Raw genomic sequence first — 25,086 nt, forward strand, 5'->3', positions numbered from 1 at the left:
GCAGCCCGGGGCCGCCGCAAGGAAATTACGGAACGCCGGCGGGCACGGGCGCCGCGATACGGTGAAACCCTGCTCCCACCCCTCGAAGGAACCGCCCGAACCGTGCCTCACTCCCCCGCCCCCGCATCCCCCGACTCCACCGCCCTGCGCGGCGACTGCGGCTCCTGCTTCGGCCTGTGCTGCGTCGCCCTACCCTTCGCGAAGTCCGCGGACTTCGCGATGAACAAGCCGTCGGGCACGCCGTGCCGCAACCTCGGGGACGACTTCCGCTGCGGGATCCACGAGAAGCTGCGCCCCAGCGGCTTCTCCGGCTGCACGGTGTACGACTGCTTCGGCGCGGGTCAGCAGGTCTCGCAGGTGACCTTCGGCGGGGTGTCATGGCGCGAGGCGCCGGAGACGGCCCGGCAGATGTACGAGGTGTTCCCGGTGATGCGCCAGCTCCACGAGCTGCTGCGCTACCTGACCGAGGCCCTGGAACGGGACGCCGCCCGCTCCCTCCACGGCGAGCTCCGCAAGGTGCTGTCCCGGGTGACGGCGCTCACGGAGGGCACGGCGGACGCCCTGGAGACCCTGGACGTGGCGGCCGTACGCGCCGAGGTGAACCCCCTCCTCCTGAAGACCAGCGCCCTGGTCCGGTCCCGCGCGGGCACCAAGCCGAAGAGCCGCCGCGGCGCCGACCTCCTCGGCGCACGGCTCCGCAGCGCGAAGCTGCGCGGAGCCGACCTCCGCGGCGCGCTCCTCATCGCCGCGGACCTGTCGGGCGCGGACCTCTCCCTGGCCGACATGATCGGCGCGGACCTCCGCGACGCCGACCTGTCCGGCGCGGACCTGACCGACGCCCTGTTCCTGACCCAGCCCCAGCTGAACGCCGCCCGCGGCGACGCCGCCACGAGGATCCCGCCCGGCCTGGAACGCCCGGGACACTGGTCAGCCTAGGCGGCAGCCGTACCGCTGTCCGCCGTCCCCGCTCCTCAGATGCGGTACGCGCCCACCGGCACACCGTGAGCCGCTCCGTACGAGCCGGCAGCCTGAGCACCGGTCACGACACGGAGCGGACGTCGCCGGCCGGCGTGTACACGTACGGCGTCGTCGTGGTCAGGGTCGTGAAGCCGAGGCGGTGGAGGATCGGGCGGCTGGTGGGGGCCGCGTCGACGTGGACGTAGCGGTGGCCGTGGGCGGCGGCGAGGCGGGTGCGGTGGGCGACCAGGGCGCGGTAGAGGCCGCGGCCGCGCCAGCCTTCGACGGTGCCGCCGCCGTACAGGCCGGCGAAGTCCGTGCCGGGGACGAGGTCCAGGCGGGCGGCGCTGACCGGTTCGCCGTCGGCGAGGGCGACGACGGCGGCCACGGTGTCGGGGTCGGCCGCCAGGCGGTCGAGGAGGTGTCGGCCCATGCGGCTGCTGTCCCCGCCGAAGGCGCGGTCGTGGACCTCGACGACCATGCGGACCCCGGCCTCGTCGGTGACGGGCAGCAGTTCCACGCCGTCGGGGAGGACCACGTCCAGGTCGAGCCGGCCCGTCTCGGCGGCCATCAGGGTCTCCTCGCCGTCCGGGGCGAAGCCGGCGGCCAGGAGCCGCTGCGGCAGGTCGGCCGGGGCATCGTGGCCGTACGCCTTCCATTCGAAGGGCAGGTCGTGCTGCGTGTAGTGGTGGATCTGGTCGGTCACGACGGCGTCCACCGCGGCGGCGTCGAGTCCGTCGAGACCGGACCAGAGGACGCCGTTCCAGGCGTGGGCGGGTCCGGTCTGCCGGACGACGGGGCCGGTGTGCTCGACGCGGACGCCGGGGCCGTCGGGCCGGGCGTCGCGGCGCAGCTGGCGGTCGTAGCGGGCGAGGGTGGTGTCACGGTCCATGGCCGCCACCCCAACAGGGGCCCGGTGCGGCGGCAAGCGAATTTCGGCGGTGATCCCCGGGCCCCGACCCGGGGGTCACGCGGTGACGGGCGGTCAGGCGCGCGGGCGGACCTCGACGTTCTCCAGGATGCCGACGGCGTCGGGGACGAGGACGGCGGCGGAGTAGTAGGTGGAGACCAGGTACGAGATGATCGCCTTCTCGTCGATGCCCATGAAGCGGCAGTTGAGGCCGGGCTCGACCTCGTCCGGCAGGCCTGTCTGGTAGAGGCCGATGACGCCCTCGTTGTCCTCGCCGGTGCGCAGCGCGATGATCGAGGAGCTCTGCTGGTCGGAGATCGGGATCTTGCCGCAGGGCAGGATCGGGATGCCGCGCCAGGCGGGGATGTGGTGGCCGTCGACCTCGGTGTGGCCGAGGACCAGGCCGCGCTTGTTGCACTCCTTGCCGAAGGCGGCGATGGCGCGCGGGTGGGCGAAGATGTACTCCGTGCCGCGGCGCATGCTGATCAGGTCGTCGAAGTCGTCCGGGGTCGGCGGACCGGCGTGGGTCTGGATGCGCTGGTCGTAGTCGGTGTTGTGGAGGAGCCCGAACTCGGGGTTGTTGACCAGCTCGTGCTCCTGCCGCTCGCGGAGCTCCTGGATGGTCAGGCGCAGCTGCTGCTGCGTCTGGTTCATCGGCTGGTTGTAGAGGTCGGCGACGCGGGTGTGCACCTTGAGCACGGTCTGGGCGACGCTGAGTTCGTACTCGCGCGGCGTGAGCTCGTAGTCGGCGAACGCGCCGGGCAGGAGCGCCTCGCCGACGTGGCCGGCGCTCAGGTCGATCGCGGCCTCGCCGGCCTTGTTGGTCGCCTTGTGGTGGCCGTCGGCGCCCTGGCCCTGGACGTGGGCGCGCAGGCCCTCGTACTGCTCGGCGACGGCCTGGTAGGCGGTGCGCGGCAGGGAGAGCAGGGTGACGGCGGTGACGGCGCGGGCGGTGAACTCCCACGTCCCGTCGCCGTCGGAGAGGGCCTGCCCGCCGAAGGTGTCGCCGTCGCCGAGCCGGCCGAGCAGGGTCTCGTCGCCGTACTTACCGGTGCCGACCTTCTCGATCTTGCCGTGCGCGATCAGATGGACATGGTCCGCCTTCCTGCCGGCGTGGACGATGACCTGGCCGGGCTCGTACTCCTTCTGCACGAAGCGGTCGGCGAGGGCGCCGAGGGCGGCCGGGTCGTCGAAGCCGCGCAGCTGGGGCAGTTCGGCGAGCTCGGCGGGGATCACCTGCACCTTGGAGCCGCTCTTGACGAAGGTGACCCGGCCGTCGCCGACGACGTAGGACAGCCGGCGGTTGACCCGGTAGGTGCCGCCAGGGGTGTGCACCCAGGGCAGTTTGCGCAACAGCCAGCGCGAGCTGATGCCCTGCATCTGGGGTTCGGACTTGGTGGTCGTGGCGAGGTTGCGGGCCGCGGCGGTGCTGAGGCTGAGCTGGACCTTGCTGATCCGTACGGCGGGGGCGGGCGTGGGCGCCGCGGCGGGCTCGGTGTCGACCGACATGAGCTGAGCTCCGTTCCTGAAATGATCTGTCACTCTCCGCATCCAGTCCTAACGCATGGTCACTGCCGCCAAATGCAGGACACCCGTCGGGCCGTTGCGCGCCACCGGGGAAGAGCGCTCCCCTCGCGCCGGACGCGCTCCGCCGCCCGGCCCAACGGCGGAGCCGCCCGACCCGACGGCGGAACCGGCCGGATCGACCGCGCATCCAGGCCGGCGGCCGCCGGGAAATCGGTGCAGGCCCCTTGCCAGGAGGGGCGAATCTTGGATTACTGGTTTCCGACAGCAACGACCGAATGATCGGTCGTCCGGTTTGGGGTGGACGGGAGCGCGGCGCATGACGGATCTGCTGGACGAGGGCGAGCGTCTCGACCGGGAGCAGCTGCAGGCCCTCCAGCTGGAGCGGCTGCGGAACACGCTCCGGCACGCCTACGAGAACGTCGCCTTCTACCGGCAGTCCTTCGACAAGGCCGGGCTGCGCCCCGAGGACTGCCGCACCCTGGCCGACCTCGCCCGCTTCCCGTTCACCGCCAAGACCGATCTGCGCGACCACTACCCCTTCGGCATGTTCGCCGTGGACCAGTCGCAGGTGCGCCGGATCCACGCCTCCAGCGGCACCACCGGCCGCCCCACCGTCGTCGGCTACACCGACCGCGACCTCGACACCTGGGCCGACGTGGTGGCCCGGTCCATCCGCGCGGCCGGCGGCCGGCCCGGCCACAAGGTCCATGTGGCGTACGGCTACGGGCTGTTCACCGGAGGGCTCGGCGCACACTACGGCGCGGAGCGGCTCGGCTGCACGGTCATCCCGGCCTCGGGCGGCATGACGGCCCGGCAGGTGCAGCTGATCCAGGACTTCCGGCCCGAGATCATCATGGTGACCCCCTCGTACATGCTCACGCTGCTCGACGAGTTCGAGCGGCAGGGCGTCGATCCGCGCGGCACCTCGCTGAAGGTGGGCATCTTCGGGGCCGAGCCGTGGACGGAGGAGATGCGGCGCGAGATCGAGGAGCGCTTCGCGATCGACGCCGTGGACATATACGGGCTCTCGGAGGTGATGGGCCCCGGGGTGGCGCAGGAGTGCGTGGAGACCAAGGACGGTCTGCACATCTGGGAGGACCACTTCTACCCGGAGGTCGTCGACCCGTTCACCGGCGAGGTGCTGCCGGACGGCGAAGAGGGCGAGCTGGTGTTCACCTCCCTGACCAAGGAGGCCATGCCGGTGATCCGGTACCGCACCCGGGACCTCACCCGCCTCCTCCCGGGCACGGCGCGGGTGTTCCGGCGGATGGAGAAGGTCACCGGGCGCAGCGACGACATGGTCATCCTGCGCGGGGTGAACCTCTTCCCCACGCAGATCGAGGAGATCGTGCTGCGGACGCCGGGCGTCGCCCCGCACTTCCAGCTGAAGCTGACCCGCGAGGGCCGGCTCGACGCCCTGACCGTACGGGCCGAGGCCCGTGCCGGCGCGACGCCCGAGCAGCGCACGGAGGCGGAGCGGGCGATCGCGGCGGCGGTGAAGGACGGGATCGGGGTGTCCGTGGCCGTGGAGGTCGTCGACCCGGAGACGCTGGAGCGCTCGGTCGGCAAGATCAAGCGGATCGTGGATCTGCGCGGCGCGTGATGGCCGGGGCGCCCCGGCGTCCGGGCGTCCGGGTCCGCAGCCGCCACCGCCTGACCCGCCGCCGGGTCAGGGCAGGCGGCGGACCGGGGTGCCGTCCAGGAAGGCGACGATGTCCTCGACGGCCTGGCCGTAGTACGTCCGGTAGTTGTCCCGGGACACGTAGCCGAGGTGCGGGGTGGCGAGCAGCCGGGGCGCGGTGCGCATCGGGTGGTCGGCGGGCAGCGGTTCGACGTCGTAGACGTCCACCGCGGCGCCGGCGATCCGGCCCGCGTGGAGGGCGGCGATCAGGGCGTCCTGGTCGACGATGGCCGCGCGCGAGGTGTTGATCAGGTACGCGGACTCTTTCATCATGTCCAGCTCCGGCGCGCCGATCAGGCCGCGGCTGCGGTCGCCGAGTGCGAGATGGATCGAGACGAAGTCGCTCTCGGCCAGCAGTTCCTTCTTCGACGCGGCCGCACGGACGCCGACCTCCGCTGCTCGTTCCTGGGTGAGGTTCGGACTCCACGCGACGACGTCCATGCCGAAGGCCTGGCCGATCCTGGCGACCCGCGTGCCGATCTTGCCGAGGCCGAGGAGGCCGAGGCGGCGGCCGTGCAGGTCGGTGCCGACGGTGCTCTGCCAGGGGCCGCCCGCGCGCAGGGCGGTGTTCTCGGCGACGATCCCCCGGGCCAGCCCGAGCAGCAGGGCCCAGGTGAGCTCGACGGGCGGGGTGGAGGAGCTGGCGGTGCCGCAGACGGTGACGCCGTGCTGGTCGGCCGCCGCGTAGTCGATCACGGAGTTGCGCATGCCGGAGGCCACGAGGAGCTTGAGCCGGGGCAGCCGGGCGAGTAGCGACGCGGGGAAGGGGACGCGTTCGCGCAGGGTGACGACGATGTCGAAGTCGGCGAGCGCGGAGGCCAGTTCGTCCTCGTCGGCGTGGTGCTCGCTAAAACGGACGACCTCCACCCGGTCGGCCAGGGGCGACCAGTCGGCGGAGGCGGTCGCCGCGCCCTGGAAGTCGTCGAGCACGGCGCAGCGCATGAGCGGCATGGGGTCTCCTCGGTCGGCGAGCGGATCGGCGGCACCCGGCCGGTGGGGGCGCCGCCCCTCCATGATCGCCGACGGGCGGAGGAGTTCGCTCGGGCTTTTGTCGCCGGCGGACGGGCACGTCCGCTCAGGTGGTGGAGAAGCGGTCGCGGAGCTCCCGCTTGAGGATCTTCCCGCTGGCGTTGCGCGGCAGTTCGTCCACGAACACCACCCGCTTCGGGGCCTTGAAGTGGGCGAGCCGTTCGCGGGCGTGGTCGACGAGTTCGGCCTCGGTGACCTCGTCCCGGGCGACGACCACCGCCGTGACGGCCTCGATCCACTTCTCGTCGGGCAGTCCGACGACGGCGGCCTCGGCGACGGCCGGATGGGTGTAGAGCACGTCCTCGACCTGGCGGGAGGCGACGAGCACGCCGCCGGAGTTGATGACGTCCTTCACCCGGTCGACCACGGTGTAGTAGCCGTCGGCGTCGCGGACCGCGAGGTCGCCGGAGCGGAACCAGCCGTCGCGGAACGCCTCCTTGGTCTCGTCCGGCTTCTGCCAGTAGCCCTCGCACAACTGCGGTGAGCGGTAGACGACTTCGCCGGGCGTGCCGTCGGGCACGTCCGCGCCGTCCTCGTCCACGACGCGCGCCTCGACGTGGCGGACCGGCCGGCCGCAGGACTCCATCCGGCCCTCGTGCTCGTCGGGTCCGAGGACGGTGGCGAGCGGGCCGATCTCGCTCTGGCCGAAGCAGTTGTAGAAGCCCAGTCCGGGCAGCCGCTCGCGCAGCCGTTCCAGGACCGGGACCGGCATGATCGACGCCCCGTAGTACGCCTTGCGCAGGGCGCCCAGGTCGCGGCTCGCGAACTCGGGGTGGTTGGCCAGGCCGATCCACACGGTGGGCGGGGCGAAGAGGCTGTCGGCGCGGCCGGCCTCGATCAGGTCGAACAGGACGGCCGGGTCGGGGGCGTCGACGAGGGTGTTCTCCGCGCCGACCGCGAGGTAGGGCAGCAGGAAGACGTGCATCTGCGCCGAGTGGTACAACGGCAGCGCGTGCACGGGGCGGTCGTCTTCGTGCAGGTCGAGGGCGTCGATGGCACTGGCGTACTCGTGGACGAGCGCCCGGTGGGTCATCATCGCACCCTTGGGCAGGGCGGTGGTGCCCGAGGTGTACAGCAGCTGCACGAGGTCGCGGGCGTCGCGGTCGGTGTCGTACGTCTCGGGGCGCTCCAGCTCGGCGAGGAGCGAGCCGGGCGCGTCGCGCAGCGGCTTCACGGCGAGGCCGGCCGGCACCCGCTCCACGAGCGCCGGGTCGGCGAGCACCAGCGAACTCCCCGACTGCTCCAGGATGTACGCGAGGTCCTCGCCGGTCAGGTTGTGGTTGACCGGCACATGGACGAGGCCGGCCCGGGAGCAGGCGAGGAAGGCGATCAGATAGGCGTCGGAGTTGTGGCCGTAGGTCGCCACCCGGGCGTACTCGTCGAGGCCCCACCGCTCGCGCAGCACGGCGGCGGCGGTGGAGACGGCCGCGTCCAGCTCGGCGTAGGTCCAGGTCCGGTCGGCGTAGCGGAGGGCGGTCCGGTCGGGGACGCGCTGGGCGCTCATGCGCAGGACACCGTCGACGGCGCGGCTGAGGAGTCGTTCCATGCCGGGATCCTCGGCGGGCCGGGGCGGCGGGTCAAGTACCGGAACACGCCGGGACGGTGGCCGCTTCGGCCGTCCGGGTCAGGGGCTGAACGAGAGGAAGATGAAGCCCGCGAAGATCGCGAGGTGGACGCAGCCCTGGAGCAGGGTGGCTCGGCCGGGGACGACGGTGAGGGCACTGACCACGGCCGTGAGCACCAGCAGCACCATGTGGACGGGGCCCAGGCCGAGCACCAGGGGTCCGGAGAGCCAGATCGAGGCGAGTGCGATCGCCGGGATCGTCAGGCCGATGCTGGCGATCGCGGAGCCGTAGGCGAGGTTGAGGCTGGTCTGCATCCGGTCGCGGCGTGCGGCGCGCACCGCGGCGAGCGTCTCGGGCAGCAGCACCATCAGGGCGATCGTCACGCCGACGACGGCCTTGGGGAGCCCGACGGTGTCGACGGCGTCCTCGATGGTGGGCGAGACGAGTTTCGCCAGTCCGACGACTGTGACCAGGGCGAGGAGCAGCAGCCCGAGGCTCCACCATGCCTCGGCCCGGGTGGGCGGTGTGGCGTGCTCGTCGTCGGACTCCGGATCGCCGCCGAGGCGCCGGACGGGCAGGAAGTAGTCGCGGTGCCGGACGGTCTGGACGGCGACGAACACCAGGTACACGCCGAGGGAGGCCACGGCGGAGAAGCCCAGCTGGGCGGAGGAGAACTCCGGGCCCGGGTGGCTGGTGGTGAAGGTGGGCATGACGAGGGTCATCGTGGACAGGGTGCAGACCGTGGCGAGCGCGCCGCCGGAGCCCTCGGCGTTGAAGACGGCGACGCGGTCGCGGAGTGCGGAGACGAGCAGGGACAGGCCGACGATGCCGTTGCAGGTGATCATGACAGCGGCGAAGACGGTGTCCCGGGCGTAGGTGGTGGCGTCGCCGCCCACCATCAGGGTGACGATCAGTCCGACCTCGATGACCGTGACCGCGACCGCGAGCACCAGCGAGCCGAAGGGCTCGCCGACGCGGAGCGCGATGACCTCGGCGTGGTGCACGGCGGCGAGCACCGCGCCGAGCAGGCACAGTCCGATCAGGCCGACCGCGAAGCCGGGCAGGTCCTGGCCCCATCCGACGCCGAGTGCGACACCGGCGACGACCGGCGCCCATGTGCTCCACTGACGGGTGAGGCCCAGCTTGCTCGCACTCATGATCGGCATACTGCCACAAAGCGGGCATACCCCCTGTCAGGTCCTGCCGTCGAGCCGTCCGTTCGCCTCCCCGAACACCCAGCGTTCGTTCCCGTCGATGAAGTCGCGCGGGAAGCCGAGCCGGAACTCCGTCGCTCCCTCCAGCCGTTCGACGGTCTCCCGAGGCAGCGTCACGTCGAGCGCGCCGAGGTTGTCCTTCAGCTGGTCGGCCGAGCGGACGCCGACGATCGGCACCACCGCCCGGGAGCGGGCCCGGGTCCAGGCGAGCGCGACCTGCGAGGGCGTCGCCCCCAGCTCGTCGGCGGCCTGCTGCACGGCGCGGGCCACGGCGTGGTCGCGCTCGCCGAGCGTGTCGGCCGCGAAGCGGCTGTCGGGGCCGGGGCCGCCCGGGCGGGTGTACTTGCCGGAGAGGATGCCGCCGGCCAGCGGACTCCAGGCCGCGACGGTCATGCCGTACGCCTCGGCCGCGGGCAGCAGTTCGCGCTCGATGTCCCGGCGGAGCAGGCTGTACGGGACCTGGAGCCCGGCGAACGGCTGCCAGCCGCGCCATTCGGCGAGCGTGTTGGCCCGGCTCATCACCCAGGCGGGCGCGTCGGAGATGCCGACGTACAGGATCTTCCCGGCGCGCACCGCGTCGTCGAGGGCGCGCATGGTCTCCTCGAGGGGCGTGTGCCGGTCCCACATGTGGACCCAGTAGACGTCGAGGTGGTCGGTGCGCAGCCGGCGCAGGCTGGTCTCGAGGGACAGCCTGAGGTTCTTGCGGTGGTTTCCACCGGCGTTGGCGTCGCTGTCGTCCCGGGTGACGGAGTACTTGGTGGCGAGGACGAAGCGGTCGCGCCGGCCTTCGAGGAGTTCCCCGAGGATCCGCTCGCTCTCGCCGCCGCGGTAGTTGACCGCGGTGTCGACGACGTTGCCGCCCGCGTCGTCGTAGAGGTCGAGGATGCGGCGGCACTCGTCGGGCGACACACCGGAGCCGCCCTGCTCTCCGAAGCTCATGGCTCCCAGCATCAGTTCGGAGACGCGCAGTCCGGTCGGGCCGAAGAGTCGGTAGCGCAAGGTGGCAACTCCCCCATCCGTGTCAGGACTTCGGACTCTACGGGACGCCCCTGACGCCGGCGGGTCGCCACGGCCGTCACAGCGGGCGGTCGTGGCCCTCCCAGTACGGGTCGCGCAGCCGGCGCTTGTAGAGCTTGCCGTTGGGGTCGCGGGGCATGGCGGCGGTGAAGTCGACGGACTTGGGGCGCTTGTAGCCGGCGAGGCGCTGCTCGCAGTGGGCGAGGATGTCGGCGGCGAGCGCGTACGACGGTTCGTGGCCCTCGGCCGGTTCGACGACGGCCTTGACCTCCTCGCCCCAGTCGGCGTGCGGGATGCCGAAGGCGGCGGCGTCCGCGACGGCCGGGTGGCTGAGCAGCGCGGCCTCGATCTCGGCGGGGTAGATGTTGACCCCGCCCGAGATGATCATGTCGATCTTGCGGTCGCGGAGGAAGAGATAGCCGTCCTCGTCGAGGACGCCGAGGTCGCCGACCGTGAACCAGTCGCCGATGCGGTTCTTCGCGGTCTTCGCCTCGTCCTTGTGGTAGGTGAAGCCGCCGGTGGACATCTTCATGTAGACGGTGCCGAGTTCGCCGGGGCCCAGGCGCTTCCCGTCGTCGTCGAAGACCGCCAGTTCGCTGATCGGCCAGGCCTTCCCGACGGTGCCGGGCTTCTTCAGCCAGTCCTCGGCGGTGGCGAAGGCGCCGCCGCCCTCGCTGGCCGCGTAGTACTCCTCGACGCAATGGCCCCACCAGGCGATCATCGCCCGTTTGACGTGGTCGGGGCAGGGCGCGGCACCGTGGATGGCGTGGCGCATCGACGCAACGTCGTACCGGTCCCGTACGGCCTGCGGGAGGGACAGGAGCCGGTGGAACTGGGTCGGGACCATGTGGGTGTGCGTGCAGGCGTGCGCGTCGATGAGCCGCAGCATCTCCTCCGGGGTCCACTTGTCCATGAGGACCAGCGGGTGCCCGATGTGCAGGGACGCGGCGGCGAACTGCAGCACGGCCGTGTGGTACAGCGGCGAGCAGACCAGGTGGACGTTGCCGTCGAACGGGCGGATGCCGAAGATGCCGAGGAAGCCGCCGAGGTACGTCTCCTCCGGCAGCCTGCCGGGCAGCGGGCGGCGGATGCCGCGGGGGCGGCCGGTGGTGCCGGAGGTGTAGTTCATGACCCAGCCGAGAGTGCGGTCGGCGGGCGCGGACTCCGGTTGCCCGCCGAGCAGTTCGGCGTACGGGCGGAAGCCGGGGACCTCTCCCACGGCGTAGCGGTGGCTCGCGGGCAGGCCGGCCTCGTCGGCGGCCGCCGTGGCCGCCGCGCCGAACCGCTCGTGCGCGAGCAGCACCTTCGCCCCGGAGTCGGAGACGATCCAGGCGATCTCGGGGCCGACGAGGTGGTGGTTGACCGGGACGAGGTAGAAGCCGGCCTGGGAGGCGGCGAGGTAGGCGGTGAGGAACGCGACGCCGTTGGGCAGGACGACGGCGAAGGCGTCACCGCGCTCCAGGCCGGCCGCGCGCAGTCCGTGGACCAGCCGGTTGGCGTCGGCGTGCAACTGCCCGGCGGACCACTCGGCGCCGTCGGGCGCGATCAGGACCGTACGCTCCGGGTCGGCCGCGGCCTGGGCCCAGAAGCCGTTGGGTGCCTCGCTCATCAGCTGCTCCGTCCGGCGATGCGGTTGATGCGGTCGACGGCCTGCTCGAAGCCGCGGGTGAGGTCGTCGAAGATCTGCCGGACGCTGCGCTCGGAGTTCATCCGGCCGACGATCTGGCCGACGGGCGTACCGAGCAGCGGCGTCACCTCGTACTTCTGGATCCGGGAGACGGCCTCGGCGACCAGCAGGCCCTGCAGGGGCATCGGGAGCGTGCCCGGGCCGGCCGGGTCGTCCCAGGCGTCGGTCCACTCGGTGCGCAGCTGGCGGGCGGGTTTGCCGGTCAGGGCGCGGGAGCGGACGGTGTCGCCGGAGCCGGCGGCGAGGAGTTTGGCGGTCAGGGCCCTGGAGTGGAGTTCGGCCTCGGCGGCGGTGAGCCAGATCGAGCCGAGCCAGACGCCCTGGGCGCCGAGGGCGAGCCCGGCGGCGATCTGTTCGCCGCTGCCGATGCCGCCGGCGGCGAGCACGGGCAGCGGCGCGACGGCCTCGACGACCTCGGGGGTGAGCACCATGGAGGCGATCTCGCCGGTGTGGCCGCCGGCCTCGTAGCCCTGGGCGACGACGACGTCGATGCCGGCGTCGGCGTGGTGGCGGGCGTGCCGGGCGCTGCCGGCGAGGGCGGCGACGAGGACGCCGTGGTCGTGGGCGCGCTGCACGACGTCGGGGGGCGGGGAACCGAGGGCGTTGGCGAGGAGTCTGATGGGGTAGTCGAAGGCGACGTCGAGCTGGCTGCGGGCGACCTGCTCCATCCAGCCGGTGATCCGCCAGCCGGAGGCCTCGCCGTCGGCGAGTTCGGGCACGCCGTGCTTGGCGAGGGTCTCGCGGACGAACTCCCGGTGGCCCTCGGGGATCATGCCCTCGACGTCGGCCTCGGTCACCCCCTCCACCTTCTTCGCGGGCATCACGACGTCGAGGCCGTAGGGCAGCCCGTCGGTGTGCTCCTGCATCCAGTCGAGGTCGCGGGCGAGGTCCTCGGGGGCCGTGTAGCGGACCGCGCCGAGGACGCCGAACCCGCCGGCTCTGGTGATGGCGGCGGCCACCGCGGGGAAGGGCGTGAAGCCGAAGATGGCGTGCTCGATCCCCAGGGTGCGACTCAGCTCCGTCTTCATGGGCGGCAGGATGCCGCAGCTGAACGCCCGAGGGAAGAGCTTTTCTGATGCAGCGTCAGATTCTTTGCGGCGCCGCCTGCTTCCCGGACGCACGGGACCCCCGGTAAGAAAGTTTCAGACGTTGCGGGTGTGCGCGAAGAATTCTTTCAGAGGCGTGGGAGGGTAGGGATGACGAAGGAACCGGCGGGCCGGGGAATCGGCCGCCGCGCGTTCGGCGGCGGGCTCCTCGCTCTGGGAGGTGCGGTGATGGTCGGCTCGATCCCGGGGGCCGCCGCGGCCCCCGGGCCGCAGGAGGGCGACGGCGCGTCCGAGGGGACGGGCGGACGGCGGACCGTACTGCGCCGCGGCTCCGCCGAGCGGGCCGGGCTGCTCCCCGCGTCCCTCGACCGGCTGGTCGCCGACGCCGAGGCGTTCCTCGGCCCCTCCCCCAAGCACCCCTGGTACGCGGGCGCGGTGCTGCTCGCCGGACGCGGCGGCACCGTCGCGCTGCACCGGCCGATCGGCCACGCCGTGCGGTACGCGGCGTACGACGAGAAGACCGACTCCGGCGTGGAGCTGCCACCCGAGCGGCGGATCGCGATGGCCGAGGACACGGTCTTCGACCTGGCCTCGGTGTCGAAGCTGTTCACGGCCATCCTGGCGGTCCAGCAGCTGGAGCGCGGGACGCTGGAGCTGGAGGAGCGGGTCGCCGCCTATCTGCCGGAGTTCGCGGGCGGCGGCAAGCAGGACGTCACGGTCCGTCAGCTGCTCACGCACACCTCGGGCTTCCGGGCCTGGATCCCGCTGTACAAGGAGCCCACCCGGGAGGGGAAGCTCCGGCTGCTGTGGAACGAGGCCCTGGCGAACCCGCCGGGCACCAGGTACCTCTACTCCGACCTCAATCTGATCTCGCTCCAGCTGGTCCTGGAGAAGATCACCGGTCGCACTCTGGACGCACTGCTCCACGACGAGATCACCGCTCCGCTCGGGATGCACCGGACGCGGTTCAACCCGCCGGCCTCCTGGCGGCCGAAGATCGCCGCCACCGAGGACGCCCGGCTGCCCTGGTCCGGCCTGGACCGCGGCATGGTCCACGGTGAGGTCCACGACGAGAACGCGTACAGTCTCGGCGGCGTCGCCGGGCACGCCGGCGTCTTCTCCTGCGCCTGGGACCTGGCCGTCCTCGCCCGTACCCTGCTCAACGGCGGCGCGTACGGCAGCGCCCGGATCCTCTCCGGGGAGTCGGTCGCGCTGATGTTCACCGACTTCAACACCGCCTTCCCCGGCGACGAGCACGGCCTCGGCTTCGAGCTCAACCAGCACTGGTACATGGGCGCCCTCGCCACCCCGCACTCCGCCGGGCACACCGGCTTCACCGGCACCAGCCTCGTCGTCGACCCCACCACCGACGCCTTCCTGATCGTGCTCGGCAACTCCGTGCACCCGGTGCGGAATTGGCGCTCCGGCTCCGCGCCCCGCGTCGCCACGGCCAACGCCCTCGCCCGCGCCGTCCCGGTCCGCCCGGCCCGCGGCCGCACGGCCTGGTACTCCGGCATGGCGAGCGCCACCACGGCCACGCTGACCCTGCCCGCCGTCACCGGCGCGACCCGCCTCGACTTCGGCCTGTGGTGGGACACCGAACCGGCCGCCGACCACGCGTACCTGGAGGCGTCGGCGGACGGCGGCACGACCTGGACGGCGGTGCCGTTCACCACCGCCCGCCCGGACGAGGAGCCGCGGCCGCACCCGTCGGGCGCGGTCGGCGGCTGGTCGGGGCGGGCCTGGCACCGCGCCACGGCCGACCTGTCGGCGTGGGCCGCCGGGCCCGTACGGCTGCGCTGGCGGTACGCCACCGACCGGCTGTACGTGGGGCGCGGGGTGTACGTGGAACGGCCGCGCGTCGTCGACGCCGCGGACCGGCCGCTGTTCGACGACGCCCGCCCGGCGGACGCGGCCCGGATCGTGGCGGCGGGCTGGGAGGCGTCGGCGGACTGAGGGGCGGCGGCCCGAGGAGCGGATCAGGCCTCGGCGGCCGCGCGCAGCGCGGTCAGGACCGGGGCGATCAGCGGATGTTCCTCGGAGCCGCGCCGGACGGCGGCAAAGACCCGCCGGGTCGGCGCGACGCCGTCCACGGGGCGGACGACCACCCCGGCGAGGTCGGTGCCGCGCAGCGCGGAGCGCGGTACGAGCGCGACGCCCGCGTCCGCGGCGGCGAGGGCGACCACGGCCCGGAAGTCGTCGGAGGTGTGGTCGAACCGGGGCTCGAAGCCGGCGTACTCGCAGGCCAGCACGGTCACGTCGTGGCAGGGGTTGCCGGCGGACTGGCCGATCCAGTGGTCCTTGGCGAGATCGGCGAGCGACACCCGCTCGCCGTCCGCGAGCCGGTGGCCGAGCGGCAGGACGGCGTCGAACGGCTCCGCGTACAGCGGCAGCCGTGTCAGCCGGGCGTCGTCCTCGCCGGGCGCGCCCCGGTACTCGACGGCGACGGCCACGTCGACCTGCCGGTCCAGCACCATCAGCAGGCTGGCGTCGCCCTCGGAGTCCCGCACGCGGACCCGGATACCGGGCGAGGTGCGGGCCAGTTCGGCGATCGCCGGGGCGACGACCAGGCCGATGCCGGTGGCGAAGGCCGCGACGGTGACCGTGCCGGCCTCGCCGGAGCCGTACGCGGCGAGCTCGGACTCGGCCCGCTCCAGCTGGGCGAGCACGGCGTTGGCGTGCTGCAGCAGGATCTCGCCGGCCGGGGTGAGCCGGGCCCCGCGCGCGCTGCGCTCGACGAGCCGGTGCCCGGTCTCCTGCTCCAGGGCGGCGAGCTGCTGGGAGACGGCGGAGGGGGTGAGGTACAGCGCGGCGGCCGCCGCCGTGACGGTGCGGTGGTCGGCCACCGCCCGGAGGATGTGCAGCCGCCGTGCTTCGATCATGCCCCTAGTGTCGCAGCTCCCTCTAGGGCCGGATCCCGTCGCAGGCGATGTGCAGGTGCCGCGGCCCGCGCAGCACGGCGTTCTGCCGGTACGGGGGCGGGTCGTCGAGGAGACGGGGGTTCTCCAACCTGCGGGCCAGCTCCGACAGGGCGAGCTGGGCCTCCAGCCGGGCGAGGGGGGCGCCGAAGCAGCTGTGGATGCCGCTGCCCAGGCCGAGGTGCTGGACGTCCGGGCGGTCCGGGTCGAAGCGGTCCGGGTCCGCGAAGCGCTCGGGGTCACGGTTGCCGGACGCCAGGACCAGCCAGAGTGAGGAGCCCTTGGGGATGGTGACGCCGCGGACCTCGATGTCGGCGAGCGTGACGCGCTGCGGCAGCAGCTGCACCGGGGGCTCGAAGCGCAGCAGTTCCTCGACGAGGGGCACGGCCAGCCGCGGTTCGGTGCGCAGCCGCTGGAGGACGTCGGGGTGGCGCAGCAGGGTCAGCATGCCGTTGGTGATGAGGTTGACCGTGGTCTCGTGCCCCGCGATCAGCAACAGCGCCGCGGTGCTGAGCAGTTCCATGGTCGTCATGGGGCCGTCGTCGCCCTTGGCCGTCGCCAGCTGGGAGAGCATGTCGTCGCCGGGGTTCTTGCGGCGCTCCTCGATCAGGCCGGCCAGGTACATGCCCAGCTGCATCCGTGCCTCGGTCGCGCCCTTGCCCCGCTCGGCGGGGTCGGCGTCCGGGTCGGGGTCCAGGCTGGCGGCGAGGGTGTCCGCCCAGGCGTGGAAGCGCGTCTCGTCCTCGCGCGGCACGCCGAGCAGGCGGCAGATCACCGTCACCGGAAAGGGATAGGAGAACTGCTCCACCAGGTCGATCCGGCCCGGGTCGCCGAGGCCGTCGAAGAGACCGGCGACGATGTCGTCCAGCTCCGGGCGCATGGCGTCCACCCGGCGCGGGGAGTGCGGGGGGCCGAACGGCCGGTTGGTCATCCGGCGCAGCCGGTCGTGCTCCGGCGGGTCGAGCTTGAGGAAGCTCGGCGGCAGGGTGCCCTCCTCCGCGTCCGGCCCGGTCGACGGTCCCGCGGTGTTCTCGGCCAGCTTGGCGGCGTCGGAGCTGATCCGGGGGTCGTGCAGCAGGCTGCGGATCTCGTAGTAGGTGCTGATCACGTACGGGCCGTCGGCCTCGTGGTGGACCGGCGTCCTGCGCAGCTCCTCGTAGATCGGGTACGGATCGGCCCGGTTGGCGTAGTCCAGGATCTGGTGCAGCAGGGATGGCGTCATGGCAGGTCCTCGTGGCCGGGCGGGTCAGTGCGCGGGGGTGAACGTCATCCGGCGGTCGGCCGGCGCGTATCCGCTGAGGGTCACGGTCGGGCCGTGGCTGGGTACCGAGGGGTCGGGGAAGTCCGCGTCGAGCGGCTTCTGTCCGTCCGCGTGCCGGTCGACCGTGGCGAACGCCGGCGGGAAGGGCGCGGTGGTCTCGATCAGCTCCTGGTAGAACGGCAGCCACCGGCCGTGGTCGAAGGTGACGGCGCCGATGACGCGCCCCTGGTAGCCGTAGACGCCGACGAACCGGCGGCTCTCCAGCGAGCCCTGTGCGACGAGGATCTCCGTCGCCATCGACGGCACCCCGACCGACTTGATGTTGACTCCGAACTGGGAGGACCAGAAGGCCGGCACCTCCATGTGCGGCAGGCGGTCGGTGCTCTCGCTGAGCATGTTGTGCGCCGCGATCCCGGCCTGGGCGACGGCGTTGCCCCAGTGCTCCAGGGACAGGAACTGGTAGCCGAACAGGGGGTGCGGGCAGCGGGCGACGTCGCCCGCCGCGTAGATGTCGTCGGTGACGATGCCGCGGATGTCGAAGGCGCGGCAGCCCGCGTCGCAGGCGATGCCCCGCGGGCCGGCCCCGAGTCCGGAGCCGGAGAGCCACTCGGTGTTGCGCAGGGCGCCGAGCGAGACGACCACCACGTCGGTCTCCACGGTGGAGCCGTCGGACAGATGCGCGGCGCGTACGCGTCCCGAGGCGTCGCCCTCCAGGGCGGTCACCATGACCCCGCACCGCAGGTCCACCCCGTGCTCGCGCTGCAGGCCCGCGGCCACCGCGCCGACCACGCCGCCGAGCGCGCCGACCAGGGGCGCCGCCCCGCGTTCGGCGACGGTGACGGGTAGGCCGCGTTCGCGGCAGGCGGAGGCGATCTCCGAGCCGGTGAACCCGGCCCCGATGACGAGGACCCGCTTGGGTCCCTCGGCGAGCCGGCGCGCCAACGCGGCACCGTGCTCGCGGGTGCGCAGCACGAAGACGCCGTCGAGTTCCGCCTCGTCCTCGCGGGGCCACGGGCGGGCCCGGACGCCGGTGGCGATCAGCAGCCGGTCGTACGGCACCTCGTCGCCGTCGGCCAGCCGCACGCGCCGGGCGGCCATGTCCAGGCCGGTGGCCGGAACGCCGAGCCGCCAGTTCGCGTCGACGGCGCGGACCCTGGGCAGTGCGGTGCGGTCGGCGCCCGCCCTGCCCAGCAGCACCTGCTTGGACAGCGGGGGCCGGTCGTACGGCTCCCAGGGCTCGTCGCCGATCATGGTCAGCGATCCCTCGAAGCCCTCGGCCCGCAGGGTCTCGGCGGCCCGCAGACCGGCCAGCGAGGCGCCGACGACGACGATGCGGCCCTCGCGTCTGAGCCGCTCCAGGGTTCCGTCACCGGGCACCGGGCACCGCCTCGGCCGGTTCGTCCACGGCGTCGACGACGATGGCCCGGACGGGGCAGGCCGCGGCGGCCTGGGCCAGCTTCCCGCGCTGTGCCTCGTCGGCGTCCGGGTCGTACAGCAGCGCCTCGTCGCCGTGCATGACGAAGATCTCGGGGGCGAGGAACGCACACTGCGCGTACCCCTGACAGCGGTTCAGATCGACGGCAATCCTTACCACGGGCGGTCCTCTCCGATGGCCCGGTCACGCCCCCTGCGACCACTCTCGGCGGCCCGGCGGGGCGCGGCGACGAGGAACGGACCGTTCGAGTGAGGGGAGTGGCGGATCAGGCCGTGGAGGTGGATCGGGCCGAGGAGAGCGGCCGCTGCGGGGCGGGATGCCCACCCCGCAGGATGGTCAGCCGGACAGGACCCGGCCCTACAGGGCCGCCCGGGCGTCGACGAAGGCGTCGACCGCGCGGTTCACGTCCTCGGTGGAGTGCGCCGCCGAGAGCTGGACGCGGATGCGCGCCTGGCCCTGCGGGACGACCGGGTACGAGAAGCCGATCACGTACACGCCGCGCTCCAGGAGCAGCTCGGCCATCCGTCCGGCCACGGCCGCGTCGCCGATCATGACCGGGGCGATGGCGTGGTCGCCGGGGAGGATGTCGAAGCCCTCCTCGGTCATCCGCGAGCGGAACAGCGCGGTGTTGGCGTTGAGCTGCTCGCGCAGGTCGCCGGCGGACTCCAGGAGGTCCAGGACCTTCAGGGAGGCGGCGGCGATCACCGGGGCGAGGGTGTTGGAGAAGAGGTACGGGCGCGAACGCTGGCGCAGCAGGGCGACGATCTCGGCGCGCGCGGCGACGTAGCCGCCGGAGGCGCCGCCGAGGGCCTTGCCGAGGGTGCCGGTGATGATGTCGACGCGGTCCATCACGCCGTGCAGCTCGGGGGTGCCGCGGCCGCCGGGGCCGACGAAGCCGACGGCGTGCGAGTCGTCGACCATGACCATGGCGTCGTGGCGCTCGGCCAGGTCGCAGATCTCGTCGAGCGGGGCGACGTAGCCGTCCATGGAGAACACGCCGTCGGTGACGATCAGCTTGCGCCGGGCGCCGCCGTCGGTGGCCTCCTTGAGCTGGCGCTCCAGGTCGGCCATGTCGCGGTTGGCGTAGCGGAAGCGGCGGGCCTTGGACAGGCGGATGCCGTCGATGATGGAGGCGTGGTTGAGGGCGTCGGAGATGACGGCGTCCTCGGGGCCGAGGATCGTCTCGAACACGCCGCCGTTGGCGTCGAAGCAGGAGGAGTAGAGGATCGTGTCCTCCTGGCCGAGGAAGTTCGAGATCCGGGCCTCGAGCTCCTTGTGCACCTCCTGCGTGCCGCAGATGAAGCGCACGGAGGCCATGCCGTAGCCCCAGCGGTCCAGCGCCTCGTGGGCGGCGGCGACGACCTCGGGGTGGTCGGCGAGGCCGAGGTAGTTGTTCGCGCAGAAGTTGAGCACCTCGCCGGGGCGGCCTCCGGCGGTGACCTCGACGGTGGCGGACTGGGGGGTGCCGATCACGCGCTCGGGCTTGTGGAGGCCCGCCTGGACGATCTCGTCGAGGGTGGTGCGCAGGTCGTCGCGTACAGAGTCGAACATGGTCAGGCTCCCGTGGTCCAGTCGAGAATGATCTTGCCGCCCTTGCCGGACGCGGCGTCGTCGAAGGCCGCCTCGAAGTCGGTGTGGTGGTAGCGGCCGGTGATCACCGGGGCGAGGTCGAGGCCGCCCTCCAGGAGCACCGACATGGCGTACCAGGTCTCGAACATCTCGCGGCCGTAGATGCCCTTGATGGTGATCATCGAGGTGACGATCTTCGCCCAGTCGACGGCGAAGTCCTCGGCGGGCAGGCCGAGCATGGCGATCTTGCCGCCGTTGGTCATGTTGGCGACCATGTCGCGCATCGCGCGCGGGTTGCCGGACATCTCCAGGCCGACGTCGAAGCCCTCCTTGAGCCCGAGGGTGCGCTGGCCGTCCGCGATGGACTGCTCGGCGACGTTGAGCGCGAGCGAGACGCCGGCCTTGCGGGCCAGGTCGAGCCGCTCCTCGCTGACGTCGGTGATCATGACGTGGCGGGCGCCGGCGTGCTTGGCGACCGCGGCGGCCATGATGCCGATCGGGCCCGCGCCGGTGACCAGCACGTCCTCGCCGACCAGCGGGAAGGACAGCGCGGTGTGCACGGCGTTGCCGAACGGGTCGAAGATCGCGGCGATGTCGAGGTCGACTTCGACCCGGTGCACCCACACGTTGGACGCGGGCAGCACGACGTACTCGGCGAAGGCGCCGTCGCGGCCGACGCCGAGGCCGACGGTGGCCCGGCAGAGGTGGCGGCGGCCGGCCAGACAGTTGCGGCACTTGCCGCAGACGAGGTGGCCCTCGCCGGAGACCCGGTCGCCGACGTTGATGTCGACGACGTCCTTGCCGGTCTCGACGACCTCGCCGACGAACTCGTGGCCGAGGGTGAGCGGCGTGGCGATGGTCTTCTGCGCCCAGCCGTCCCAGTTGCGGATGTGGAGGTCGGTGCCGCAGATGCCGGTCCGCAGGACCTTGATCAGTACGTCACCCGGGCCGGCCTCCGGCTCCGGCACGTCCGTGAGCCAGAGTCCCGGCTCCGCCTTCTGCTTGACCAGCGCCTTCAATGCAATGGCTCCCGATGTGCGCGTCCTGTGACCCAGGGGGTCGGGGCACGGCTGTGCTCCCAAGATCCCTGGAAGAAATCTCCCCTACGTCGCGCTCGCGGTCCATCGAGGTTTTCTTAAGCGCGGCCGAAGCTGGGCTTCACGCCCCAGGCCGCGGGGCCCGGGGCGTCAACCGTTCGGACGCGTCCGTCAGCGTGCGTCGGCCTCCGTCAGCGTCCGAGCACCGCCATCGCGGCGTTGTGACCGGGGATGCCGCTGACCCCGCCGCCGCGCACCGCGCCCGCGCCGCAGAGCAGCACGTTGGGCCGGTCGGTCTCGACGCCCCAACGGCCGCTGCTCTCCGTGGCGTACGGGAACGACAGGTCGCGGTGGAAGATGTGCCCCCCGGGCAGCCGCAGGTCACGCTCCAGGTCGAGCGGGGTCTTGGCCTCGATGCACGGCCGGCCGTCGGCGTCGAGGGCGAGCACGTCGGCGATCGGCTCGTCCAGGCAGGCGTCGAGCTGATCGAGGGTGGCGGAGAGCAGCTGCTCCCGGGCGCCGTGGTTGTCGGCGGTGAACAGCCGGGCGGGCGTGTGCAGTCCGAACAGGGTGAGGGTCTGGTAGCCCTGCGCGGCGAGCTCGGGCCCGAGGATCGACGGGTCGGTGAGGGAGTGGCAGTAGATCTCGGAGGGCGGGGCGCTGGGCAGCCGCCCGGACGCGGCCTCCTGGTAGGCCGTGGCCAGCTGCCCGTACCCCTCGGCGATGTGGAAGGTGCCGGAGAACGCCTCGCGCGGGTCGACGGAGCGGTCGCGGAGCCGGGGCAGCCGGGTGAGCAGCATGTTGACCTTGAGCTGCGCGCCCTCGGCGGCCTCTGGGGCCGGGTCGCCGAGCAGGGTCGCGAGGGCCTGCGGGGAGGCGTTGACGAGTACGTGCTCTGCCGCGGCGACGCCCTCGCCGTCGGCGGTGCGGAAGGTGACCTCGGCCTGGGCGCCGTCGGTCTCGACGCGGACCGCCTCGTGCCCGGTGAGGATCTCCGCTCCGGCGGTGCGGGCCGCGGCCGCGAGGGAGTCGGTGAGCGCGCCCATGCCGCCGACGGGCACGTCCCAGTCGCCGGTGCCGTTGCCGATCACGTGGTAGAGGAAGCAGCGGTTCTGCAGCAGGGTCGGGTCGTGGGCGTCGGCGAAGGTGCCGATCAGCGCGTCGGTGAGGACCACGCCGCGGACGAGGTCGTCGTCGAAGTTCTTCTCGACGGCGACGCCGATCGGCTCCTCGAACAGCATCCGCCAGGTCGCCTCGTCGTCGAGCCGGGCCCGCAGGTCGGCACGCCGGGGCAGCGGTTCGGTGAGCGTCGGGAAGATCCGGCGGGCGGCGTGCGCGGTCGCTCCGTAGAACCGCTCCCAGGCGTCGTACGCCCGGTCGGAGCCGGTGAGCGCGGCGAACGAGGCGCGGGTGCGCTCGGGGTCGGCGACGAACAGCCCGCCGTCGCCCTTGGGCGTGTACGAGGAGACGGTCCGCTTCCGTACAGCGAACCGGAGGCCCAGGTCGTCCACGATCTTCTTCGGCAGCAGGGAGACCAGGTAGGAGTACCGCGACAGACGGGCGTCGACCCCGGCGAACGGCCGGGTGGAGATCGCCGCTCCGCCGGTGTTCCCCAGCCGTTCGAGCACGAGCACGCTCCGCCCGGCCCGCGCCAGATAGGCGGCGGCCACCAGTCCGTTGTGTCCGGCGCCGACGATGACGACGTCGTACGAGTGCTGTGAGGGCTTCCCGGGTCCGGTCATGTCTCTTGCTAGCACGCGGAGATCGCGGGCGGTAGCCCGCGTGCGGGAGAGCCGGAAGCCCTCGGTCCGCTCCCGGCCCGGCCGGTCAGCCCGCCGCCGCGCTCTGCTGCTTCAGGGCGGCGACCCGGCGGTACAGCTCGACCGCCTCGGCGTGCCGGCCGAGCTGCTCCAGGCAGTGGGCCTCGTCGTTGCGGCTGGCCAGCGCGTCGGGGTGGGCCTGGCCGAGGACCCGGTCGCGGGCCTCGGCGACCTGCCGGTAGGCGCTGAGCGCGTCCGCCCACCGGCCCAGCCAGCCGAGGCCGACGGCGACCTCGCGCCGCGAGACCAGGGTGTCGGGGTGGTCCGCGCCGAGCACCCGCTCGCGCACGGCGCACACGTCACGGGACTCCTCCAGCGCCTCCTCCCAGCGGGCGAGCCGGCCCAGGTTCACGCCGAGCCCGTGCCGGGCGCGCAGCGTCTCGGGGTGCGTCGGACCGTGCACCCGGCTCCGGGCGCCGACCAGTTCCCGGTACAGCTCCAGGGCCTCGGCGCTGCGCCCGAGCCGGCCCAGGCAGATGCCGACCTCGTAGCGGGCGGCGAGGGTGTCGGGATGGTCGGCGCCGAGGACCGCGCCGCGGGCCGTGGCGACCTCGCGGTACGTGTGCAGGGCGTCCCCCCAGCGGCCGAGCCGGCCAAGCGTGTACGCCACCTCGTAGCGGGTGACCAGCGTGTCCGGGTGCGTGGCGCCGAGCAGCCGGGCGCGCGCGTCGGCGACGTCCTGGGCGGTGCGGCAGGACTCCTCGAGGCGGCCGAGCCGGCCCAGGTTGTACGCCAGGTTGTGCCGGCAGCGCAGGGTGTCGGGGTGGTCGGGGCCCATGGTCCGCTCGCGGGCGGCGAGCACGGAGGCGTACACCTGGTGCGCCTCGGCGTGCCGGCCGAGGCGGCCGAGGACGTACGCGGTCTCCTGGCGGGCGGCGAGGGTGTCGGGGTGGTCGCCGCCGAGGGTCCGCTCCCGCCCGTCGGCGACGCCGGCGAACTCGCGGAGGGCGTCCGCGGGGTGGCCGGTCCGGCTGAGCGTGAAGCCGACCTCGTAGCGGCTGGTGAGGGTGTCGGGGTGGTCGGGTCCGAGGGCCCGCTCGCGGTCCTCGGCGACGGCCCGGTGCACCTCGCCGGCCTCGTCCCAGCGGCCGAGCCGGCCGAGGCTGAGCCCGGCGTTGTGCCGGCTGGCGAGCACGGACAGCAGCTCGGGCGAGGGCGTCGGCCGCTCGACGCCGACGGCACCGACGACGCCGGGCAGCTGGACGGGTGGCGGGACGGACAGGGAGGTCCACTCGCCGGTCAGGCCGTCGGAGGGGTCGTACGGGGTGGCGCGCAGCGCGGCGAGGGAGGCACCGGCGGCCTTGTGGCCGGTGGTCATGCCCCGGGTCCAGCCGGGCAGCGGGGACGGGACGTGGACGCGCCGGTCGATCCCGGTCGGGCCGGTGACGGACCGGCCGCCGACGCTCTGGCCCCCGGTCGACCCCGTGCGCTCCAGGGCGATCCGGTGGCGCAGCTCGGCCGCGTCGTCCGGGCGTCCCTCGGGTGTCTTGGCGAGCAGTTCGAGGACGATCCGCTCCAGGAAGTCGGGCAGTTCGGAGCGGTGCTCGCGCAGCGGCACGGGGACGGTGTCGCGGTGGCCGACCAGGACGGCCCAGGCGTCGTCGAGGTCGAACGGCGGGGCGCCGGTGGCGATCTCGTACAGGACACAGCCGAGCGAGTAGAGGTCGCTGCGGTGGTCGACCTCGGAGCCGCTGATCTGCTCGGGCGACATGTAGTGCGGGGTGCCCATGGCGATGCCGGTGCCGGTGAGGCGCGAGGTGAAGCCGATGTCCGCGCCGAGCCGGGCGATGCCGAAGTCGCAGATCTTCACGGCGCCGTCGGTGAGCCGCATGATGTTCGCCGGCTTGAGGTCGCGGTGCACGATGCCCTGGCGGTGGGTGTACGCGAGGGCGTCGGCGACCTGCTCCGCGATGTCGACGACGTCGGGGACGGGCAGCGGGGCCTGCTTGTTCTCCGTCAGGAGCTGGCTGAGGTTGTGTCCCTCCAGGAGCTCCATCACGAGGAAGAGCACGCCCGTCTCCGACTCGCCGAAGTCGTGGACGACGGTGACGCCGCGGTGCTGGAGGGAGGCGGCGACCCGCGCCTCGCGGCGGAACCGTTCGCGCAACACCCTCACGGAGTCCTCGTCGCCCCGGTTGCGCGGCGGCCCCAGGGGTTTGAGGCACTTGACGGCCACGCTGCGGCCCAGGGACTCGTCGACGGCACGCCACACCTCGCCCATACCGCCGCGCCCGATCCGTTCGAGCAGTCGGTACCGGCCCTGGATCAGCCTGGTCTCCGCCATCGCGTGCTGTCGCCCCCGTCGCTTTCCTGCTGCGCCCTCCCCTGGCGCGTCCAGTATGGACGCCGCCCTCCGCAGTTTGAACGGGGCGGTCGGTGTGGCGGGCCCGAGTCGCGTCATCGCGTTCAACCT

Annotated in this window: 19 protein-coding genes; 3 read left to right on the forward strand and 16 right to left on the reverse strand. The window is 73.0% G+C overall.

From position 1 onward, the window contains the following. Nucleotides 1-102 precede the first annotated feature (102 nt). A complete protein-coding gene (locus tag ABZO31_RS01605; protein WP_406858996.1) occupies nt 103-936 on the forward strand; it encodes a pentapeptide repeat-containing protein in 834 nt (277 codons plus the stop codon). 103 nt (nt 937-1,039) lie between these two features. Here the strand turns inward: ABZO31_RS01605 and ABZO31_RS01610 are convergent, their stop codons facing one another. Both ABZO31_RS01610 and ABZO31_RS01615 read right to left on the reverse strand, forming a co-directional pair. Next, nucleotides 1,040-1,849, reverse strand: a complete 810-nt coding sequence (locus tag ABZO31_RS01610; RefSeq protein WP_406858997.1) for a GNAT family N-acetyltransferase — start codon at nt 1,847-1,849, stop codon at nt 1,040-1,042. A gap of 93 nt (nt 1,850-1,942) precedes the next feature. Next, a complete protein-coding gene (locus ABZO31_RS01615) occupies nt 1,943-3,376 on the reverse strand; it encodes a family 2B encapsulin nanocompartment shell protein (protein WP_406858998.1) in 1,434 nt (477 codons plus the stop codon). Between the two features lie 334 nt (nt 3,377-3,710). Between ABZO31_RS01615 and paaK the strand changes: the two genes are divergently transcribed. Continuing rightward, nucleotides 3,711-4,997 (forward strand): phenylacetate--CoA ligase PaaK, encoded by a 1,287-nt coding sequence (gene paaK / locus ABZO31_RS01620; RefSeq protein ID WP_406858999.1) that lies wholly within the window; start codon nt 3,711-3,713, stop codon nt 4,995-4,997. Between the two features lie 66 nt (nt 4,998-5,063). Here the strand turns inward: paaK and ABZO31_RS01625 are convergent, their stop codons facing one another. The 6 genes from ABZO31_RS01625 to ABZO31_RS01650 all read right to left on the reverse strand — a co-directional run bounded on the left by ABZO31_RS01625 (nt 5,064) and on the right by ABZO31_RS01650 (nt 12,615). After that, nucleotides 5,064-6,026, reverse strand: a complete 963-nt coding sequence (locus ABZO31_RS01625) for a D-2-hydroxyacid dehydrogenase family protein (RefSeq protein ID WP_406859000.1) — start codon at nt 6,024-6,026, stop codon at nt 5,064-5,066. Nucleotides 6,027-6,150: 124 nt separating this feature from the next. Further along, complete coding sequence (locus tag ABZO31_RS01630) at nt 6,151-7,650, reverse strand: fatty acyl-CoA synthetase (RefSeq protein ID WP_406859001.1); 1,500 nt, start codon at nt 7,648-7,650, stop codon at nt 6,151-6,153. 78 nt (nt 7,651-7,728) lie between these two features. Continuing rightward, a complete protein-coding gene (locus ABZO31_RS01635; RefSeq protein WP_406859002.1) occupies nt 7,729-8,826 on the reverse strand; it encodes a calcium:proton antiporter in 1,098 nt (365 codons plus the stop codon). 36 nt (nt 8,827-8,862) lie between these two features. Beyond that, complete coding sequence (locus tag ABZO31_RS01640; RefSeq protein ID WP_406859004.1) at nt 8,863-9,882, reverse strand: aldo/keto reductase; 1,020 nt, start codon at nt 9,880-9,882, stop codon at nt 8,863-8,865. 76 nt (nt 9,883-9,958) lie between these two features. Continuing rightward, a complete protein-coding gene (locus ABZO31_RS01645; RefSeq protein ID WP_406859005.1) occupies nt 9,959-11,509 on the reverse strand; it encodes an acyl-CoA synthetase in 1,551 nt (516 codons plus the stop codon). Then, nucleotides 11,509-12,615, reverse strand: a complete 1,107-nt coding sequence (locus ABZO31_RS01650; protein WP_406859006.1) for an NAD(P)H-dependent flavin oxidoreductase — start codon at nt 12,613-12,615, stop codon at nt 11,509-11,511. Before ABZO31_RS01650 ends, ABZO31_RS01645 begins: the two co-directional genes overlap by 1 nt. A gap of 168 nt (nt 12,616-12,783) precedes the next feature. Between ABZO31_RS01650 and ABZO31_RS01655 the strand changes: the two genes are divergently transcribed. Beyond that, nucleotides 12,784-14,589, forward strand: coding sequence for a serine hydrolase (locus ABZO31_RS01655; protein ID WP_406859007.1), 1,806 nt, complete (start codon nt 12,784-12,786; stop codon nt 14,587-14,589). A 23-nt stretch (nt 14,590-14,612) separates the two neighbouring features. Here ABZO31_RS01655 and ABZO31_RS01660 read toward each other — a convergent pair whose 3' ends face one another. The 8 genes from ABZO31_RS01660 to ABZO31_RS01695 all read right to left on the reverse strand — a co-directional run bounded on the left by ABZO31_RS01660 (nt 14,613) and on the right by ABZO31_RS01695 (nt 24,957). Beyond that, nucleotides 14,613-15,515 (reverse strand): LysR family transcriptional regulator, encoded by a 903-nt coding sequence (locus ABZO31_RS01660; protein WP_406859008.1) that lies wholly within the window; start codon nt 15,513-15,515, stop codon nt 14,613-14,615. A 22-nt stretch (nt 15,516-15,537) separates the two neighbouring features. Continuing rightward, nucleotides 15,538-16,773 carry a cytochrome P450 gene (locus ABZO31_RS01665; RefSeq protein ID WP_406859009.1) on the reverse strand — a complete coding sequence of 412 codons (1,236 nt, stop codon included), beginning with the start codon at nt 16,771-16,773 and terminating at the stop codon, nt 15,538-15,540. A 24-nt stretch (nt 16,774-16,797) separates the two neighbouring features. After that, on the reverse strand, nt 16,798-18,189 hold the full coding sequence (locus ABZO31_RS01670) for an NAD(P)/FAD-dependent oxidoreductase (protein ID WP_406859010.1): 1,392 nt from the start codon (nt 18,187-18,189) through the stop codon (nt 16,798-16,800). After that, entirely contained in the window at nt 18,179-18,406 is a 228-nt protein-coding gene (locus tag ABZO31_RS01675) for a ferredoxin (RefSeq protein WP_406859011.1), read from the reverse strand. The genes ABZO31_RS01670 and ABZO31_RS01675 overlap by 11 nt, the downstream gene beginning before the upstream one ends. Before the next feature lie 198 nt (nt 18,407-18,604). Further along, the gene (locus tag ABZO31_RS01680; RefSeq protein ID WP_406859012.1) at nt 18,605-19,798 is read right to left on the reverse strand and encodes a glycine C-acetyltransferase; all 1,194 of its coding nucleotides are present in this window, start codon (nt 19,796-19,798) and stop codon (nt 18,605-18,607) included. A gap of 2 nt (nt 19,799-19,800) precedes the next feature. Continuing rightward, the gene (gene tdh / locus ABZO31_RS01685; RefSeq protein ID WP_406859014.1) at nt 19,801-20,835 is read right to left on the reverse strand and encodes an L-threonine 3-dehydrogenase; all 1,035 of its coding nucleotides are present in this window, start codon (nt 20,833-20,835) and stop codon (nt 19,801-19,803) included. 209 nt (nt 20,836-21,044) lie between these two features. Next, the gene (locus ABZO31_RS01690) at nt 21,045-22,595 is read right to left on the reverse strand and encodes a phytoene desaturase family protein (protein WP_406859015.1); all 1,551 of its coding nucleotides are present in this window, start codon (nt 22,593-22,595) and stop codon (nt 21,045-21,047) included. 85 nt (nt 22,596-22,680) lie between these two features. Then, nucleotides 22,681-24,957 carry a tetratricopeptide repeat protein gene (locus ABZO31_RS01695; RefSeq protein ID WP_406859017.1) on the reverse strand — a complete coding sequence of 759 codons (2,277 nt, stop codon included), beginning with the start codon at nt 24,955-24,957 and terminating at the stop codon, nt 22,681-22,683. Between the last annotated feature and the right edge of the window lie 129 nt (nt 24,958-25,086).

Source organism: Streptomyces solicamelliae, assembly GCF_045348655.1.
Taxonomy (GTDB): Bacteria; Actinomycetota; Actinomycetes; order Streptomycetales; family Streptomycetaceae; genus Streptomyces; species Streptomyces solicamelliae.

Coding starts and splice junctions, on each gene's coding strand:
- ABZO31_RS01645 (WP_406859005.1), bottom strand. CDS start 11,509: ATGAGCGAGGCACCCAACGGCTTCTGGGCCCAGGCCGCGGCCGACCCG.
- ABZO31_RS01625 (WP_406859000.1), bottom strand. CDS start 6,026: ATGCCGCTCATGCGCTGCGCCGTGCTCGACGACTTCCAGGGCGCGGCG.
- ABZO31_RS01635 (WP_406859002.1), bottom strand. CDS start 8,826: ATGAGTGCGAGCAAGCTGGGCCTCACCCGTCAGTGGAGCACATGGGCG.
- paaK (WP_406858999.1), top strand. CDS start 3,711: ATGACGGATCTGCTGGACGAGGGCGAGCGTCTCGACCGGGAGCAGCTG.
- ABZO31_RS01630 (WP_406859001.1), bottom strand. CDS start 7,650: ATGGAACGACTCCTCAGCCGCGCCGTCGACGGTGTCCTGCGCATGAGC.
- ABZO31_RS01655 (WP_406859007.1), top strand. CDS start 12,784: ATGACGAAGGAACCGGCGGGCCGGGGAATCGGCCGCCGCGCGTTCGGC.
- ABZO31_RS01660 (WP_406859008.1), bottom strand. CDS start 15,515: ATGATCGAAGCACGGCGGCTGCACATCCTCCGGGCGGTGGCCGACCAC.
- ABZO31_RS01695 (WP_406859017.1), bottom strand. CDS start 24,957: ATGGCGGAGACCAGGCTGATCCAGGGCCGGTACCGACTGCTCGAACGG.
- ABZO31_RS01610 (WP_406858997.1), bottom strand. CDS start 1,849: ATGGACCGTGACACCACCCTCGCCCGCTACGACCGCCAGCTGCGCCGC.
- ABZO31_RS01690 (WP_406859015.1), bottom strand. CDS start 22,595: ATGACCGGACCCGGGAAGCCCTCACAGCACTCGTACGACGTCGTCATC.
- ABZO31_RS01650 (WP_406859006.1), bottom strand. CDS start 12,615: ATGAAGACGGAGCTGAGTCGCACCCTGGGGATCGAGCACGCCATCTTC.
- ABZO31_RS01680 (WP_406859012.1), bottom strand. CDS start 19,798: ATGTTCGACTCTGTACGCGACGACCTGCGCACCACCCTCGACGAGATC.
- ABZO31_RS01615 (WP_406858998.1), bottom strand. CDS start 3,376: ATGTCGGTCGACACCGAGCCCGCCGCGGCGCCCACGCCCGCCCCCGCC.
- ABZO31_RS01665 (WP_406859009.1), bottom strand. CDS start 16,773: ATGACGCCATCCCTGCTGCACCAGATCCTGGACTACGCCAACCGGGCC.